The organism is Salmonella sp. 3C (assembly GCF_025426275.1).
In the GTDB taxonomy this organism is placed as follows: Bacteria; Pseudomonadota; Gammaproteobacteria; order Enterobacterales; family Enterobacteriaceae; genus Salmonella; species Salmonella enterica.
Map to the genome: position 1 here is coordinate 4,709,141 of NZ_CP104858.1, position 15,092 is coordinate 4,724,232.

The 15,092-nt window shown below is 40.2% G+C and carries 14 protein-coding genes and 4 pseudogenes; 9 read left to right on the plus strand and 9 right to left on the minus strand.

From position 1 onward, the window contains the following. Positions 1-12 precede the first annotated feature (12 nt). The 3 genes from N7E69_RS23025 to N7E69_RS23035 form a co-directional block, all read right to left on the minus strand. Entirely contained in the window at positions 13-975 is a 963-nt protein-coding gene (locus tag N7E69_RS23025; protein WP_000399004.1) for a hypothetical protein, read from the minus strand. Positions 976-1,030: 55 nt separating this feature from the next. After that, entirely contained in the window at positions 1,031-1,417 is a 387-nt protein-coding gene (locus N7E69_RS23030; RefSeq protein ID WP_001226498.1) for a hypothetical protein, read from the minus strand. A gap of 84 nt (positions 1,418-1,501) precedes the next feature. Continuing rightward, complete coding sequence (locus tag N7E69_RS23035) at positions 1,502-1,771, minus strand: hypothetical protein (protein WP_001059614.1); 270 nt, start codon at positions 1,769-1,771, stop codon at positions 1,502-1,504. Between the two features lie 1,359 nt (positions 1,772-3,130). Here N7E69_RS23035 and N7E69_RS23040 point away from each other — a divergent pair. From N7E69_RS23040 to N7E69_RS23060, 5 genes and pseudogenes are all read left to right on the plus strand, one after another. Beyond that, on the plus strand, positions 3,131-3,865 hold the full coding sequence (locus N7E69_RS23040; protein WP_001095779.1) for a replication/maintenance protein RepL: 735 nt from the start codon (positions 3,131-3,133) through the stop codon (positions 3,863-3,865). 30 nt (positions 3,866-3,895) lie between these two features. Continuing rightward, entirely contained in the window at positions 3,896-4,687 is a 792-nt protein-coding gene (locus N7E69_RS23045) for a hypothetical protein (RefSeq protein ID WP_000735923.1), read from the plus strand. A gap of 85 nt (positions 4,688-4,772) precedes the next feature. Then, positions 4,773-5,252 (plus strand): DUF4756 family protein, encoded by a 480-nt coding sequence (locus tag N7E69_RS23050; RefSeq protein ID WP_001233371.1) that lies wholly within the window; start codon positions 4,773-4,775, stop codon positions 5,250-5,252. Positions 5,253-5,412: 160 nt separating this feature from the next. Beyond that, the gene (locus tag N7E69_RS23055; protein ID WP_001287371.1) at positions 5,413-5,817 is read left to right on the plus strand and encodes an H-NS family nucleoid-associated regulatory protein; all 405 of its coding nucleotides are present in this window, start codon (positions 5,413-5,415) and stop codon (positions 5,815-5,817) included. A 47-nt stretch (positions 5,818-5,864) separates the two neighbouring features. Next, positions 5,865-6,141, plus strand: a pseudogene (locus N7E69_RS23060) (IS481 family transposase); the annotation flags it as partial. Between the two features lie 91 nt (positions 6,142-6,232). Here the strand turns inward: N7E69_RS23060 and N7E69_RS23065 are convergent. The 6 genes and pseudogenes from N7E69_RS23065 to N7E69_RS23090 all read right to left on the minus strand — a co-directional run bounded on the left by N7E69_RS23065 (position 6,233) and on the right by N7E69_RS23090 (position 10,320). Further along, a pseudogene (locus N7E69_RS23065) lies at positions 6,233-6,799 on the minus strand (SLATT domain-containing protein). A 46-nt stretch (positions 6,800-6,845) separates the two neighbouring features. After that, positions 6,846-8,117, minus strand: coding sequence for an SMODS domain-containing nucleotidyltransferase (locus N7E69_RS23070; protein WP_000102010.1), 1,272 nt, complete (start codon positions 8,115-8,117; stop codon positions 6,846-6,848). A gap of 245 nt (positions 8,118-8,362) precedes the next feature. Continuing rightward, positions 8,363-8,659, minus strand: a complete 297-nt coding sequence (locus tag N7E69_RS23075; protein WP_001091329.1) for a hypothetical protein — start codon at positions 8,657-8,659, stop codon at positions 8,363-8,365. A gap of 44 nt (positions 8,660-8,703) precedes the next feature. Beyond that, a complete protein-coding gene (locus N7E69_RS23080) occupies positions 8,704-8,994 on the minus strand; it encodes a hypothetical protein (RefSeq protein WP_000687681.1) in 291 nt (96 codons plus the stop codon). A gap of 81 nt (positions 8,995-9,075) precedes the next feature. After that, positions 9,076-9,294 (minus strand): helix-turn-helix transcriptional regulator, encoded by a 219-nt coding sequence (locus N7E69_RS23085; RefSeq protein ID WP_000240779.1) that lies wholly within the window; start codon positions 9,292-9,294, stop codon positions 9,076-9,078. 150 nt (positions 9,295-9,444) lie between these two features. Further along, positions 9,445-10,320, minus strand: coding sequence for a DUF6387 family protein (locus tag N7E69_RS23090; RefSeq protein WP_000166862.1), 876 nt, complete (start codon positions 10,318-10,320; stop codon positions 9,445-9,447). 542 nt (positions 10,321-10,862) lie between these two features. On the opposite strand from N7E69_RS23090, the gene N7E69_RS23095 reads away from it, so the two are divergent. The 4 genes and pseudogenes from N7E69_RS23095 to N7E69_RS23110 all read left to right on the plus strand — a co-directional run bounded on the left by N7E69_RS23095 (position 10,863) and on the right by N7E69_RS23110 (position 15,069). Further along, the gene (locus N7E69_RS23095; protein ID WP_001219023.1) at positions 10,863-11,387 is read left to right on the plus strand and encodes a peptidase; all 525 of its coding nucleotides are present in this window, start codon (positions 10,863-10,865) and stop codon (positions 11,385-11,387) included. Positions 11,388-11,861: 474 nt separating this feature from the next. Next, positions 11,862-12,327: pseudogene (locus tag N7E69_RS23100) on the plus strand (phage integrase N-terminal domain-containing protein); the annotation flags it as partial. Between the two features lie 85 nt (positions 12,328-12,412). Continuing rightward, positions 12,413-12,691, plus strand: a pseudogene (locus N7E69_RS23105) (transposase); the annotation flags it as partial. A 683-nt stretch (positions 12,692-13,374) separates the two neighbouring features. Then, positions 13,375-15,069, plus strand: a complete 1,695-nt coding sequence (locus tag N7E69_RS23110) for an SEL1-like repeat protein (RefSeq protein WP_077904895.1) — start codon at positions 13,375-13,377, stop codon at positions 15,067-15,069. Positions 15,070-15,092 lie beyond the last annotated feature (23 nt).

A 15,092-nucleotide genomic window follows, 5' to 3' on the forward strand; every position in this document is an offset into this window, starting at 1 on the left:
TAAAAATATCAACTAAGGTATAATCTGAATAGACTCAGACATTTTAATGTTGCCAATGCGTATGGGCAGCCCACCTTCTTGCTGGCATAACTTCTTAATGGATTGCCACTCCGCTTTTTCAGACTCCATGTGAGCAGCGAGCGAATCAAATGCACCTTCGGCTACAACGATGGTAGGTTCTTCATCTGTTTCATTGCCAGTCGACTCCGCATTTGGATTTTCAGCGCGTTCTTCTTCCAGTTCAGCCAGACTCGCTTTCAGCTCATCAAGACTGCTGGCGGCGTCTTTTGGTGCATAGAAGAACAGCCCGCTAATGAAGATGGCTTCCATAACCTCACTGAAAGAAAACGAGGTATCGCCATAAATGAAGCAACTGTGCTTCGAACTCTTCACACCCGATATGTTTTTCTTCAACAAACCGTCTTTCGGTGAAGTCATCAATGTCTGTTTGCTATAGAGGATTACAGGCAGATTCTTTATCTCGTGAACATCACCACTGATGCTCCATCGTTCTTTATCACCTTTAATGAAGCCAGAAGCCTCACAGCCACTTTCAATCTCAAATTCATCTGTCAGAACGCGTTCCCGGTTTAAATAGTCAGAAAAATCCTCTCCATCCTGCATCTCCTGACGTTTATAAGCGCGGTAAACCATGCTACGGCGATCAATCCCAATCCATTCAATATCCCATGTCGTTGGCCCGGACGGTTTTCTTACCTCATCTATATAAGCACCAACATCTCTGTCCAGATAAGCCGCTAACAAAGCCTTCCACGGTTCTATTGCCAGAAAGATACTTGCCAGCGTTGTTCCTTCTTCAATCAGAACGGTATGGTGGAAGAAACGGAGAAGAAAGAACGGATCGGTATCGGCTATGACGTTCTGGATGGATAGCAATGGAACGGCAGCGGTTTCATCGTAATCGGACTGAAACCGTAGTATTGAATCGGAACAAAAAATTAACTGACCTTCCATCGCTCATCCTCCTCCTGTAGTTATCAGATTAAATATTTTACCAGATCATAGGTTGTTATAGCATTTTACTTTTTGCTGCTTCATATTCATTAATATGGTCCTTAAAAGTGCTTATCGCTTTTGGCAATGACCTGTTAAGTAAACCATTAACTTCCTGTGATGCTTTTCCGTTTCTGATTACCACGATATATCCAAGAGTTAGATCTTGTCTTATCATTGGATTTAATGGTTCTATGCCTATGCTAATCCCCGTGTTTTTATATTTAGCAACCGGATACCCAACTGAACTGTGGATAACAATATTGCCGCTATCTGCAAGCCTTGATAATATTCTGTCGCTGTATATTGTTTTTCTTAAATCCTCTAAAACAGGGATATAGTGTCTACCCATGTTTCCTGTTAAAGTTGTAGGTATATAGATCTTTGTTTTTATTTTCCGCATGACATTTTTCCTGTTATTGTTTTTATTTAATACCATGCAACCAGTCGTAATATCAAAAATATTTATGATATTTTGATAAATATTTTATAACATCTGTGATTTTATAGTTTCTTCACTCATCTGTGTGAGTTCTGAAACCAAGCGAATATAAATATTTTTCAACCTGTCTTTATCACAACGACTTACAGAATCTGATAAAAGATAATGACTATAATTATTGACACAAATGTTGTTGCCGTTTTCAAGGGTTAATTTCAATCCGTGTTCTGTATCTTCTACTTTGCTTACAATACAGATCATAAATGGTGTTTTGTCATGTGGATGGAAGAGTGTGATCATTTTGATATTGTTCATTGTATTTTCCTTTTATTATTTTATTACTGTTTAATACTCTATCGTAAGCGTAAAAATCAAATATATTTTTATTTAATTTATGATTTTACTACTGATTATTAAACTTCTTTTTGAAAAGATCTTTATCTCTGTGCTTACGCACGGCTACGCCCTAAAACTGACATTTTGTATTTTACTACTATGAAGTAATAAGCGAATGTATTCGATCATAGTCAGTTCTATTTTCCTTTTAAATTTTAATTCGGATCCTATGTTTAAACATAGCATTCCCCCTCTGACATATAGCATTTGCTCTTAAATGTATAGGAAAACTATATCTTTAGTAGCAGCACTTCGTGATTGTTGCCAACAATCACTTTGCTGGACAGGGCTTGCCCCTGTTAAAGATGTTTTTTCAATTAATAATTTTTTCCATATAAAATTAGTGCCTGTAATCAGTTATAAGAGCTTTAAGTGTGAAGATGGTTATATGTGTTATATTTCTGTTCCCAAGGTCTTACCAAGCTTCCTGTGCGGTTTATTAACAGTTTATAGAACACTCTTACTTATGCTTATTGATATTTATTTTTACCTGATACATTCAATTATTATTTTTTGAAAATACATCCATTGTGCTGGCGCACGGCTACGCCCCTGATACTGGTATAAAACTATTTTTCTTGTTCACTTATAAGTTATTAATATTTTATCAATGGAAAATAAAGCGATCAGTATAAAGATCATTCCCTCCACCGAGTTAGAACTCAGATCTTATGCTTGAATATACCATCTTCCCTCTGACATATAGCATTTGCTCTTAAACACATAGGAAAACTATATCCTTGGTAGCAGCACTTCGTGATTGTTGGCAACAATCACTTTGCTGGACAGGGCTTGCCCCTGTTAATGATGGATTTATCCAAAAAAAGATCGCGGCGTAGACGCTAATAAAACAAAAGAAATCTTAATTAAGCTCTCACAATAAAAGCAGCGGTTCGTGATTGTTCGAAACAATCACTTCGCTGATAGCAGTTATTAAGGAATACAATACCCTCTGTAAAACCACTAAAACATAACGCAAAAGTAAAACTGGACTCTCTTAACTTCTTACTAATTATTTAATTATAAGCATAGTCCCGGACCAGTAAAATCGCGGCTTCACAACTTTTTTCCTATGTTCGAACATAGCAAACTCCTATGTTCAAACATAGATCCGTCCTATGTTCGAACATAGCAAGATCTATGTTCGAACATAGTTTTTTTAACATATAACATTGTCATAAAAATATACTTTCTATTTTATTTATAGTTCTACTATTGACTTTCACTTTTTTGCATAGTATTAAAACAGATATAACAAAAATAATAAGAGGGAATAATATGAATACACCAGATGCTGATCTATTACACTTATTTGAATCATTAACTACCGAGCAAAAGATTGATATCGCAAGACGCTTACTACAAAACAAAGAAATAAAATCAACAACAGTTATTTCTTCTGAGGAAGATAAAGCTATTTCGTTTTCACAACCTTATGTATTTGCTTTTACTTCCAACTTTCGTGTTTTCTCTGATCTTGATATATCCAAGAATGAATTCCGTGTATTAACCTATATCTTGGAGTATATGGAGTTTGGAAATCTGATCAATCTTTCACAATCATCGCTGTGCAAAGCATTGAATATCGCTTCCGGTAATATGTCTAACATTTTTAAAAAACTCAGACAGAAAGGAATACTCGTCGAGCATCATGGTCATCTCTATATCAACTCTAACATTTTCGCTAAAGGAATGAGTCATCAACTGGATCAGAAACGTAAAGAACAGTTGAGCAACGCTCGCAATCTTTGCGCAGAAATAGAACAGTATCCAGAAAGTTATTCAGCTATGTCAAAAAGTGAAAGAAGAACCCTATTCTTAGAAACTGAAACAAAAGAAATCTATACTGACGCATTTGTTTTCAGTAAGAAGAAAAAGAATAACGCTGTTCCTAATCCCAATAACAGCATACATGTTGATAAACCACGAAAAGTATATAAAAGAACAAAGGAAAATGAGGAAGCAAGAAGAAACGCTGTTGACGCAGACTCTCATATGCAGAAAGTATCCTGATAAAATAACAACAACAACAAGGAAATAACAATGAAAAAACTACCCGGTTCTCTTAAGATTAAGCTCCACGAAAAACTATCCAAGAGTGATATACTAAATATATTAGCTGAGCAGATGACCATGCTTGAGGAAACATTTGGCATTCAGGAGTTTAAGATTTTCTCTTATCTTGAATGCTATATTGGAGATAAGAAAAAAGCATTATATTACAGAAGTCGCAACAGTGCCGTAGCCACATTCAAATTAAAGGGTCTTGAATCCCCTGTGAACACGGCTAAACTCATATCAAAAGAAAACGGACAACGTATTGTTTCCTTTGATAAAGATCTGGATATAAACAGAATATCTGCTACAGTCCGAAACATACAAAACAATAATCCTTATCGTGGGTGGTCTGAAGGTATCAGTGTTGTTCCTGCCTCAATCATTAGTAAAATAATTGAAGTGGATATAATACGCGCGCAGGAAGAACAAGGCAGACTTTACCGTATTGAAGAACAGCGCAAGAAAGAAGAACAAATACGCAAAGCTAAAGAAAGAGAGGAGTATGAACGACCTTTAAAGGCTTTTATTTCTTCAAAAATAAAAGAAAGTGATTTATCTGAGAAGGATTTCAAAAAGCAGGTTTGTTCAAGCTGCGACTATCTGAAAGATCGCTCCACAAAATCAAGATATTTTACTGAACGACCAGACCTGTTAGACAAATATCATAATGAAAGATTAATTCGTTTCTCGATAAAAGGCACTGATGGGAAAGTAGGAAAAATAGAAATTTATACAGATACAGGCGAGCTTATTTTTGAACGGTATAAAACCAAGTAATGTTTTTATGCCTATGCCAATTTGACACCTGAACCATATCTCGTAATATAAATATATCCACTATTTTATTTCCGAGGTATTGTTTATGAGAAAAGTAAAAACAGACAACAGTGATTTAATCGAATACGTAAATACAGTCAAAGAACTAAAAAATCATATTTCGATAGATGAATACAGGAATGAATATCGTAGGCTACGCTCTGATGACATTCCATTGGTTAAGTCTCAAAAATTTAAGTCTGCACATACTGAGCTTCGCAGACTTGAAAAGAAGAGAGAATCTCTTATTGAATACTTTATTGACGAGTTAAATCCTATTAGCAGTTCAAAAGCTAACACATCAGCGAGATCAACTGGTAATCTCGATTTATTTAACGAACGCGTGTTATACCGTAAAGCACTTTCAGAAAAAAGCGATGAAGAAATAATTGCCTTAGTCATAAAACAGCGTACAGAAGCCGCTGTTGAGTTCAAGCGTTCCATAGAACAAAGCCTGAATCAACTCTCTCACATCTCGTCAGAGTTCGACCCATCAAGCCAGAAGCGCAGGAAAATGTCTCTTTAAAGAAATGCCCTATGTTATCCGTGTTAAATAGGATGTTTTAAGATTGCTTAATCAATAATATTTACTATATTATTTACTGGTTGGTATTTTTTGACTGTTCAACAGCATTATATACATTAACCTTATTAATCACCTATTTTAAAACACCGGACAACATACTATGAGTGAAGCTCTCAAGGCACTGAACAATATTCGTACACTTCGCGCACATGCTCGTGAAACAGATCTGGCAACTCTGGAAGAGATGCTGGAAAAACTCTCCGCTGTCGTTGAAGATCGTCGTGAGGAAGAAAGTGCCGTCCGTAAGGAACAAGAAGAACGTCAGGCTAAGCTGGAAGCTTTCCGTCAGAAACTGTTAGAAGATGGTATTGACCCGGCAGAACTCCTTGCTGCTGTTGGCTCATCCCAACCTAAAACCAAATCGACCCGCGCTCCACGCCCTGCCAAATACAAATATACAGATGAAAACGGCAACGAGCAGACTTGGACAGGTCAGGGTCGCACTCCTAAAGCGATCGCTGCTGCTATCGAAGCAGGTAAAAAACTGGAAGACTTCGCACTCTGATCACAATAAAACCGTCAATCTAATTTGGCGGTTTTACTTTCGTTCGCTGTAAGCTCTACGTAATCAAAACGTTGATTACGGCGGCCGATTTACTGAAAAGTGGTGTATTGCCATTTTATTAGTCTCAGGACACTGCCAGTACTGAAGATAGAGACTGCCAAAGGAAGAGAAGGCTCTCTTGGATTATTACAAACAGATCTTGATGAATTGCTGGTTAACTATAATAATGAATAAATTCATCAGGGGAAAATGGGCTGTGGCCGGACACCAATGAAAATATTACCTGATGGAAAACGCATTCGGGCTAAAAAGAATTTAAGCTAAATAGAATCTGACAGATATCTGTATAAATAACTGATAACTGTCAGATCTGATTTGAGCCAATGCGAATTATCTAATCTATGAATAAATAAATTCATTTCCGTTTCAATTCAGTGGGAAGAAATTTATCAATTTCCTCATCAGAGAAAGTCATATCCTCAAGTTCCTTCAGTGCCTTTTGAGCCATTGAATATGCCTTGTAATTCGTGGATGGTGCTCCGATATAAATTGCAGAAAGTTCAATCATCAAGGCGTCTCTTTCTTTAAGAATTTCCTCGATACTTTTAGTTTACATTTTCAAGTCTGTGAGAAGAGATAAATATCTTTCCCTGATTAACCACATATCCCCAGCAGCTTGTCTGTGTTTTTGAGCTATAGAGCCTAAATCATAATCCTTTAAATATGAGTTTAAAAATAGGAGGATAGCGGAAAGTACTGACCCAATTATAGCACCTGTTTTAGCATCTCCCACCACTGTAGTTATAAAACTACCGGTAGTTATTGCTAAAAGAACTAACTGTAAATTTTTCATGCAGCCTAGTTTTTTTTGAAGGATATCTGCACATTTCTCGTGAGTTTTATGTGTGTAAACGACCCTTCCATAGCATTCTCTTAATTGCCCTTCTAATATATTATTATCCATCCGACTCACCATTATCATATGTTAGGTTAATGTTAGTTTAACACTAACCTAACATAAAGTGGGACTAATTATGTATAGGTACGTCGATTCTATCTCTTGCTACAACTTGATTACCATAAATAACATAACATTCAACAAAATGAGGTCCTGAGAAATCTGCGGTCTCGAAACGCTCAGAACCGCCTTCATCGTCTAAAATTTCACCTCTAACATTTCCTCGGCGCTCAGCTTCATCACCTACATTTTTTATTTTCCATTTAATCTTATATGGGTGAGATATATTATTTATCTCATCAACATAGAATCTTAACTTGCGATTCGTGCTAATATCATGCCCTTCGCCAAGAAGATTTGAAAGAAGAGCTTCCAGTAAATTATTCTTTCTAATCTCACATTCTATCGAAACATGACCATATAAATTCATCTCATATTGATCTTCAATAAACTGTTCAGATACATTGACATTACTGAGTGCTTTTGTCGTATAATTTGGAAAAGGCCTGCCAAAAACTTTTTTCCAAGCTAAGTTTCTTGAGTTTTCACTTGTAGCAGATAAAGCTTCTTCACAATATTCTTTTGTTAATTTTGCTACTTTATTAAATGATTTTTTTACGCTCACTTTTGAGCGACTACCGGGAGCATAATAAAATACTCGGTCACCTTCATTCTCTAAGAAAGTGAAAAAATCAAGCGAAAGTTGATCATAACTTTTGAAACTCTTATCATCATATTCAGTTAGATTAGAGAAAAAATTATAACACAGTGTATCAATTAAGAATCCACTTATCTCAACTTCATGACGAGCTTTCCATGCTCGAATCATTTTAGATAGACGTCTCAGATGTCCCTTCCTATCATCATTCAGTGCCCTAAAAGACGACATTTCGGCCCTAGGGTTACATACCTTCCACGATCCACCATCATGTGTATCCGGGTATGTAAAAGTGCCATCTTCATTACTGAATACAGGAACTACCTCAACCTCTTGATTCTTAAATTTAACAACAACAACTTGCCCATCACCGCGAATATCTGTATTTTTGAAAGTTTTCTTGATTTCTGTTTTCACAACCTGTAATAAATACGATTGTCGATCTCGGAATCTTGGCCATGCAGTTGCAGGTAGAAAGTAAAGCATATCAAGATCAGAGATCCCTCGAATCCCTGTGAAGCGCCCATAGGAACCAACCTGTAGTGAATTGGCTGTCTTAGAATCTAAGTTATAAAAGTATTGGTTCAAAGCCTTAGTTATACGACCATACCTTTTACTAATCTGGCCTGCATTATCTATTTTTATATTGTCGAGGAGTGTCTTAAAGTCAGTTGCGGTGCTCATGTAATTTCCTTGTTAAGGTCATCAATTACATATGCTTCCATAAAAGAGATTATCAATGTGTAATACGCTAATTTTCTATTAAAAAATGATCTCAATCAAATTTATAGTTATAAATAGAGTGCCCTGACCAGTTGTCAGACATTAGTCCAACCTTCGAACAGCAGCAAAACAAGTCTCGCCGCAGAACAGCACCTTAATTGTCCGGTTATCAGCCCCATGAAGGGGCCGGTATACGTCAGAACACATCAACATATTGACTCTGCCAGAACGGTGTAGTGCATTTTGGCTAATGCCTGCTTAACCCCTTTAAAATCCACCTCTGACAGTTTTTCAGCAGCGTTTTTTTTCCATGCTTTTTTCAGAAGATGCTTCTCAGCATTCCTCATTGCCAGATCGATTAGCCTACAGACAAACTCATGATCCATTACATGCGTCATAATCATATTACTGGTTGTTTTATCCTTTGAGTTAAAAAGCTCCGCATAGATATGCAAGGACACAACATAAAAGATTTCAGTAGTTTTATTTTTAAATGTATTCATTGGCTTTTCCTTTTGGTTAATATTAAAAATGAAATGCTGTAGTATTAGCGGTATACACACTTATAGATAATCCAAAGCTGACGAAGATGTTGCTTTACCTTACAGTGACTTACTTCTCCATAAATCCGATTCCTTTTGCCTTCTTCGGTGTCATCATAAAAATAATATCTCGTTTTTTTAATGATACTTTCCATAATGTCATTCATATTGTATTTATTGTTGAGAAAATAATAAAAATCATCTGGTGCATTCCTCCGCAATCCGTCCATATAGTTCCTGAAATAACATTCGGCTTGTTCAATAAACTGTTTTGTTGTAATAAGTTCTATCTTCATGTTTTTCTCCATTATTGTTTAGGGTAATAAGATGCCCTGTACGAACAGATATCTGTTCGACACGAGATCCTATTTCTGTTTTTATGCTGCGTTCTGGCGTGAGTTTCGAATAGTCGCTTCAATCCATTCATCAATCTCACTTTCAATGAATGCCACTGCTCTTATCCCTGTTTTCACCTGAGATGGAAAACGCCCGGCCTTAATCAGTTCGTAAATCCACGTTTTACCAAATCCGGTGCGTTTTATTACTTCTGGCAAACGGATAAACGTTGTCTTTGCTTTTATTTCTCTTTTAACCATATTTATCTCCTGTGTTATTCGATGGAGATAATTGTATGGAGATCGCTTGTAAAAAACTAGGTTGGTTCACCAGTCCTGAACCGGAGGGATGTTCAGGACCAGTGAGTTTAGGGGATGTTTATATAATATGAATACAGGGGAAGTTCAGGGTTAGTGGATGTCCCTTGTTTTCTTTTTTGTTTCTGGTTTGTCATTCATTGCGATGACATCAAGAATAGGTGAGTTTTTCACCAGATTGTTTTTTATGAAAAAATCACTCAGTGACTTGAAATAATTGTCATTGTTTAAAAAACCGTGGGCAAGCGGATAATCAGTGTCTTTGATTTGCTCGCTACCTCTGGCATAACGCATATCAGGGTGCAGGATACCAGCCAATACAGGGTATTTGATTTTCTGATTGTTGAGCTGTTCCCAAGCTATGAGGTCCATCAGAGGGATAATCTTGTAATCGAGTATCTTCTGGAATGTTTTATGACCAAAACGAAAATCTTTTTCCGGTGGTTTAGGCACTTTCAGGTGCTTCTGCCATTGATTGATAAGCACTTTCAGGTGTTCAGCCAGATCGTCGCTACTGGCTTCTTCCAAATCAATTTCAATCAGCATCTTGTTAGCAGGGTTCAGCCCTCCCTGTTTCAGGTATTCAGATATGTAATCCGAACTCACTGAAACATTTTCTTCTGGAGGTGTATTCTCCAGTCGATACATTGCCCGTCCATAGTTAAACAGTGAATCCCTTGTCATTGGCCTGACGGCATAGCTATGAGCCAGCATGTGGCTATCAGAGATCCATTTATCCTCCAGCAAGACCCTGCCAGAGTGGATCATCGCATCATGGTGAATAACGGCATTACGATGCTTATCATCCAGTGTTTCCCATTGTTGTCTGGCTTTGTAGGCAAACATGCGCCTTTCCAGTTCCGCATAAATTTGTTCCAGAGTGAGGTTTTTCAGCGCATCATAGCGGCTAACATCAAACCATTTGCTTAATGCTTCCACTATCTCCGCGACAGGCAATCTTTTTGTCATTCTTTTCCCTAAAAATGTTGATGTTCATTACATTGACGTTAACGCATCCAGCAGCATAGAGAAAGGGAATAAAGATGGCTGGCTATCTCAGCATTGGTCATAACGTATTCTTCTGCCCTTACTTATCTTTCCGGGAGGAAACATATCGGGCAATAGCGGTAATCTGTTGAATAAACGAGATAAAATTTATAGCAGCACAGGAAGATCGTTCAGTAAGGTTCAGTGAAGTGTATTGTCATAACTAATTGATAGTAATTGACTTTATGGTAATACAGCATTAAAAATGCTGGTAAATATGATGGTAAAAACAGACGCCATTTTTTGAAAGCCACTAACAGCAGGAGCTACAGATGAAGTTCGAGTCCAGTCAGAGGAGCCAGATTTTAGTTTCGGGACATCCTGGCGAGTCCGGAGACGTTTAAAAAACAAGAAATTATCTTTACCCGGTTGATCTGATAAGGTTTGCCGGGTTTTTTGACATCCATAGTTTTTGGGGCTTAATCGGGGCCTCACGGTTCGTTGAGTAAATAGAGCCCCCTCCTATGGCATTAACCGATACCGCTGGCGGCACGCAGACCGATCCGGGTACAGGAAAACCGTCAGAAAATCCACCCGCCGATCCACCGTCAGATGGTCCCGCTTCTGAAAAACCACACGACCCACCCGCCGATCCCAATAAGCCCACTCCACCGAAAGAAGAAACGCCGCCCGGCGCGCCGGAGAAATACGCGTTCACCGCCCCTGAAGGTCAGGAACTCGATACCAGCGCGCTGGCGCAGTTCGAACCAGTGGCGCGTGAACTGAACCTGACGCAGGAGCAGGCGCAGAAGCTGGTGGACGTCTATCCGAAAGTGCTGGCGGGAGTGCAACAACAGCAAGCGGAGTCATGGCAGAAGCAAACAGAAGACTGGGCTGCGGCAGTTAAAGCCGATAAAGACATTGGCGGTGACAAGCTGGCGTCTAATCTTGGCGCAGCTCAGCGGGCTATCGACACGTTCGGTACCAAAGAACTGAAAGAGTATCTCGATGGTACCTGCGCCAGATCTCTGGTCAATGCTGCACCGTGACGGAAGCGATTCCACCCGGCACCTGTTACCACATCAGCGCCTTTTACTTTACGGGCTGCGGCCTGCAAAGACGTCCGGCTTTGCTGCCGCGTGACCGTCAATCTGCGCCAGAATCCGCGATCTTTCGCGCCCGGCACTCAACCGGTGCGTCACTTTCGTCGCGCAAAGCGACAAAGTGACGCACAACCACTACACCGCGCCATGCCCCTGTTTTCGGGGTTCCGGCGTTCATTCCCGAATCTGACACGCCTTTTTGGGGCCGCTGTCAGCAAGAAAGAAGAGAAAAAGATCGATACCGAGGGGGGGGCTAATGCCCCGGAGAATTTCTGCTCACGCAGGCAGCCTGTACCGCGTACAGTCTGAAACTCCCTATACCTCAACAAACTGCCACTCCGGCGTAAAGGTATCGTTCTGGCGCAGCCAAAGAGCATACGCCGGAGACTGTTTGTGTTCTCAAAATCATAGGAGAAGTGTATGGGCAAGTTAGGTGGTGAAATGAAGGCACTGGCAAAGCACTGTGGCGGTAGCCATAAAACGGTGAACGATTGCATTCATATCGTGCAGCGTTTCGATCATCACTTACGGGCTTTGAACGTCCATATCCAGCGGGTTGCGCAGATTAAGGTGCGCCACATTGAAAGCTATATTCGAAAGGTTGGCGCAGGGGATCGGCAAACGCACGCTGCAAAATGAAATGGCCTCGCTGCGCGCTGTTCTGCAACAGGCCGGGCGTAAACAGGTGGCAGAGCATGAGTGGCTGACTAATAAATCGCTGGGTCTGGCTGGTGCATCGCGCAGCGGGACGCGACAGGCGATCACGCCGGAACATTATCATCATGTGCTGGAGACGGCCCGCATGAAAGATCCGGGACTGGCGGCGGCGCTGGAACTGGCGAGGCTGATGGGCTTACGTTCACAGGAAGCGGTGCAGAGTGTGCAATGGATCTGGGGCATGGGGACGGGCGTGGGCGGTATGTGGCGCAGGTGTATGGGCAAATTTGACAGCTGGCTAAGAGCGAGCAGCGGATGGAGCAGGTTACCACCGTTCACAGTTAGTGAAAGACTGGGCGGAGGTGGTAAATATCAGGCTGCATTACCTTCCCCCTTACAGTCCAAACCTGAATCCGATAGAACGAATGTGGAAATTAATGAACGAACATGCCCGGAATAATCGCTACTTCAGCAGTACGCGAGAGTTCAGGGACGCAATATCTGTCTTTTTTAACCAGAGGCTGCCGGATATAGCGGACTCACTGACATCCCGAATTAAAGATCACTTTCAGGTGCTCACTCCCGCATCTTGAGGTTTATTGGGTATATAATCGTTAATAATCATCAGCGCGTTATTATCAAATTAAAAACAACGCGCTCGTAATACTTAAATTATTCTTACTGGTAACTGAAGAAAACTCTCTCCTGCCAGAATATGCTCCTCGCATCCTTTACATTAACTCTTTGTTTCTATAGCATGAAATAAGTTTCAGGGAGTTATTATTCATACAAGGAGAACATCTTGAAGAAAATATTCATAACAATTATAGTTTCATTATATTGCGCGAATATATGTGCAAAACAATCCCCCAGTACAGAATCCAAACCCGTTAATTTCATCGCCCAAATTGAAAATATCGATTTTAATAAAACCGCCATTAGCAGTGACCTGAAACTTTTACTCGCCGACCGTTATTATTTTAAAGATAAAACACCCTGTAATACTAATACCCTTTCTGCGCGCGCAGAATCAATGGGACTGACGACAGAAGAATATATTAATAAAATACGCAGTTTAAGACCGGCTATTCTCGATGACCGTTATTTTTACCTGACGGTCGATCAGTGCGATGCTGGCGGCACGCCCATGCTGACTGGAATCGAGCTATGTACCGAAGCGCTGTGCGGTGCCGAATACATGAAAAGATCGTCTGACTTGTGGCTGGATGATGAACTGCAACCGACGGTTAAACGTCAGGCAACAACAGTAGTCCATATGCCCCTCCCCTATGACAAAGAGAAAAAATTATGGAAAGTCACCGGCTGGTATCTGGAATCCTCAGAAGAAACAGGGGAGGTGATGCAGAGTAAACAGATAGCCTTTGAAGGCTATACCAACGAAGAAAACTTCGCTAACCGACAACGTGTTTCTGTATTTAAATCTTTCTATGAAAGCGGCAATCTCAAAAATATTTATCATTATAATGCGCAAAATAAGCGTGACGGAAAAGCTGAAACTTACTTTGATGAAAAAGACAAAATAGCGGAAACGCTGACGTTTAAAGATGGTCAACCCGAAGGGGAATACATCGTATACCATGAAAACGGAGCCGTTGAAAGTAAACGTTACTTTGCCCAAGGTAAAATTAAAGATGGCGAATGCCCACATTTTTATGATAACGGCGTTTTAAAACAAAAACACAGCTATTTAAATCAGAAACTGGAAGGCCCGGCATTTGAATATTTCCCTGATGGGAAAATAAAGGGGAAATATTCATACAGAAAAGGCACCATTGTCGGCACCAGTACGGAATATTATTCTACCGGTAAAATTCGTGGTGTTTACCACAGAAATAACCAAGGTGAAAACGACGGAACGTTCGAACAATACAGTGAAGAGGGCAAACTCCTTTCTAAAGCGACTTATAAAAATGGCAAACAGCTTTCTGCTCAGAGCTGGTATGGAAATGGGCATCCCAAAGAAGAATCCTCTTTTGATAGTGAAGGCCGTAAACATGGTGCGGTCAAAGAATGGTTCAGCAACGGAAAGCCTGCCTCATCCAAAATGTATAAACATGATGTGTTAGACGGGGATTCCGAAAAGTGGTACGAAAATGGTCACCGCGAATCAGTCTATCCCTATAAAAACGGTATGCTAAATGGGGATGCTAAGCACTGGAATGAACAGGGCAAACTCACCTATACCACCGAATATAAAGACGATAAAAAGCAGGGAGCCGATCGCCGCTGGAGCGAGCGTACCGGTAAACTTGTTGAAGAGGTTATGTTTGCTAATGATGAAAGAAACGGCCTGAAAAGAGAGTTTAACGATCGTACGGGTAAGGTCTTAAGTGCGCTGCCCTATGTCGATGGCGACAAGGAAGGTACAGAAGAAGCCTATGATGAAGACGGCATAAAATACATCCGTTGTTACCACAACGATGAAGAGCTTTCAGAGCTATATGCGCCGACTGACGTCACCAATAAGGCAAAGCAGGGTGATAGCACTGCGCAATATCATTTAGGTAAGTATGAGTTTGAATGCACAAACTACGATGCGGCGATGAAATGGTTAACTCAGTCCGCAGAGCAAAATCATCCCGGCGCGCTTCTCTTTTTGGCCTATGCGTACAACGACGGTGATGGCGTAACGCAAGACAGCAAAAAATATCTCTCCTATTTATTCAAAGCGGCAGAGCTTGGCGAAAGTGATGCGCAGTTAGAAGTGGGATATTTAAATCTTATCGGCGAAGGAATGCCGAAAAACCTGCCGGAAGCCTATAAGTGGATTAAAAAATCCGCTGACCAGGGAAATGCTCAGGCGCACTATAACCTTGGACTCATGTACAGGAATGGTGATGGCGTTGAGAAAGACCTCAACAAAGCCAAACTTCATCTTACAGCGGCGGTAAAAGGCGGCGTCAAACCTGCACTGGCAGCCTTAAAGGAATTAACGCCTCAAACTAAGTAAATATGACTTTGCTGTAAAGAGGC

Coding starts and splice junctions, on each gene's coding strand:
- N7E69_RS23025 (WP_000399004.1), bottom strand. CDS start 975: ATGGAAGGTCAGTTAATTTTTTGTTCCGATTCAATACTACGGTTTCAG.
- N7E69_RS23030 (WP_001226498.1), bottom strand. CDS start 1,417: ATGCGGAAAATAAAAACAAAGATCTATATACCTACAACTTTAACAGGA.
- N7E69_RS23035 (WP_001059614.1), bottom strand. CDS start 1,771: ATGAACAATATCAAAATGATCACACTCTTCCATCCACATGACAAAACA.
- N7E69_RS23040 (WP_001095779.1), top strand. CDS start 3,131: ATGAATACACCAGATGCTGATCTATTACACTTATTTGAATCATTAACT.
- N7E69_RS23045 (WP_000735923.1), top strand. CDS start 3,896: ATGAAAAAACTACCCGGTTCTCTTAAGATTAAGCTCCACGAAAAACTA.
- N7E69_RS23050 (WP_001233371.1), top strand. CDS start 4,773: ATGAGAAAAGTAAAAACAGACAACAGTGATTTAATCGAATACGTAAAT.
- N7E69_RS23055 (WP_001287371.1), top strand. CDS start 5,413: ATGAGTGAAGCTCTCAAGGCACTGAACAATATTCGTACACTTCGCGCA.
- N7E69_RS23070 (WP_000102010.1), bottom strand. CDS start 8,117: ATGAGCACCGCAACTGACTTTAAGACACTCCTCGACAATATAAAAATA.
- N7E69_RS23075 (WP_001091329.1), bottom strand. CDS start 8,659: ATGAATACATTTAAAAATAAAACTACTGAAATCTTTTATGTTGTGTCC.
- N7E69_RS23080 (WP_000687681.1), bottom strand. CDS start 8,994: ATGAAGATAGAACTTATTACAACAAAACAGTTTATTGAACAAGCCGAA.
- N7E69_RS23085 (WP_000240779.1), bottom strand. CDS start 9,294: ATGGTTAAAAGAGAAATAAAAGCAAAGACAACGTTTATCCGTTTGCCA.
- N7E69_RS23090 (WP_000166862.1), bottom strand. CDS start 10,320: ATGACAAAAAGATTGCCTGTCGCGGAGATAGTGGAAGCATTAAGCAAA.
- N7E69_RS23095 (WP_001219023.1), top strand. CDS start 10,863: ATGGCATTAACCGATACCGCTGGCGGCACGCAGACCGATCCGGGTACA.
- N7E69_RS23110 (WP_077904895.1), top strand. CDS start 13,375: ATGCCCCTCCCCTATGACAAAGAGAAAAAATTATGGAAAGTCACCGGC.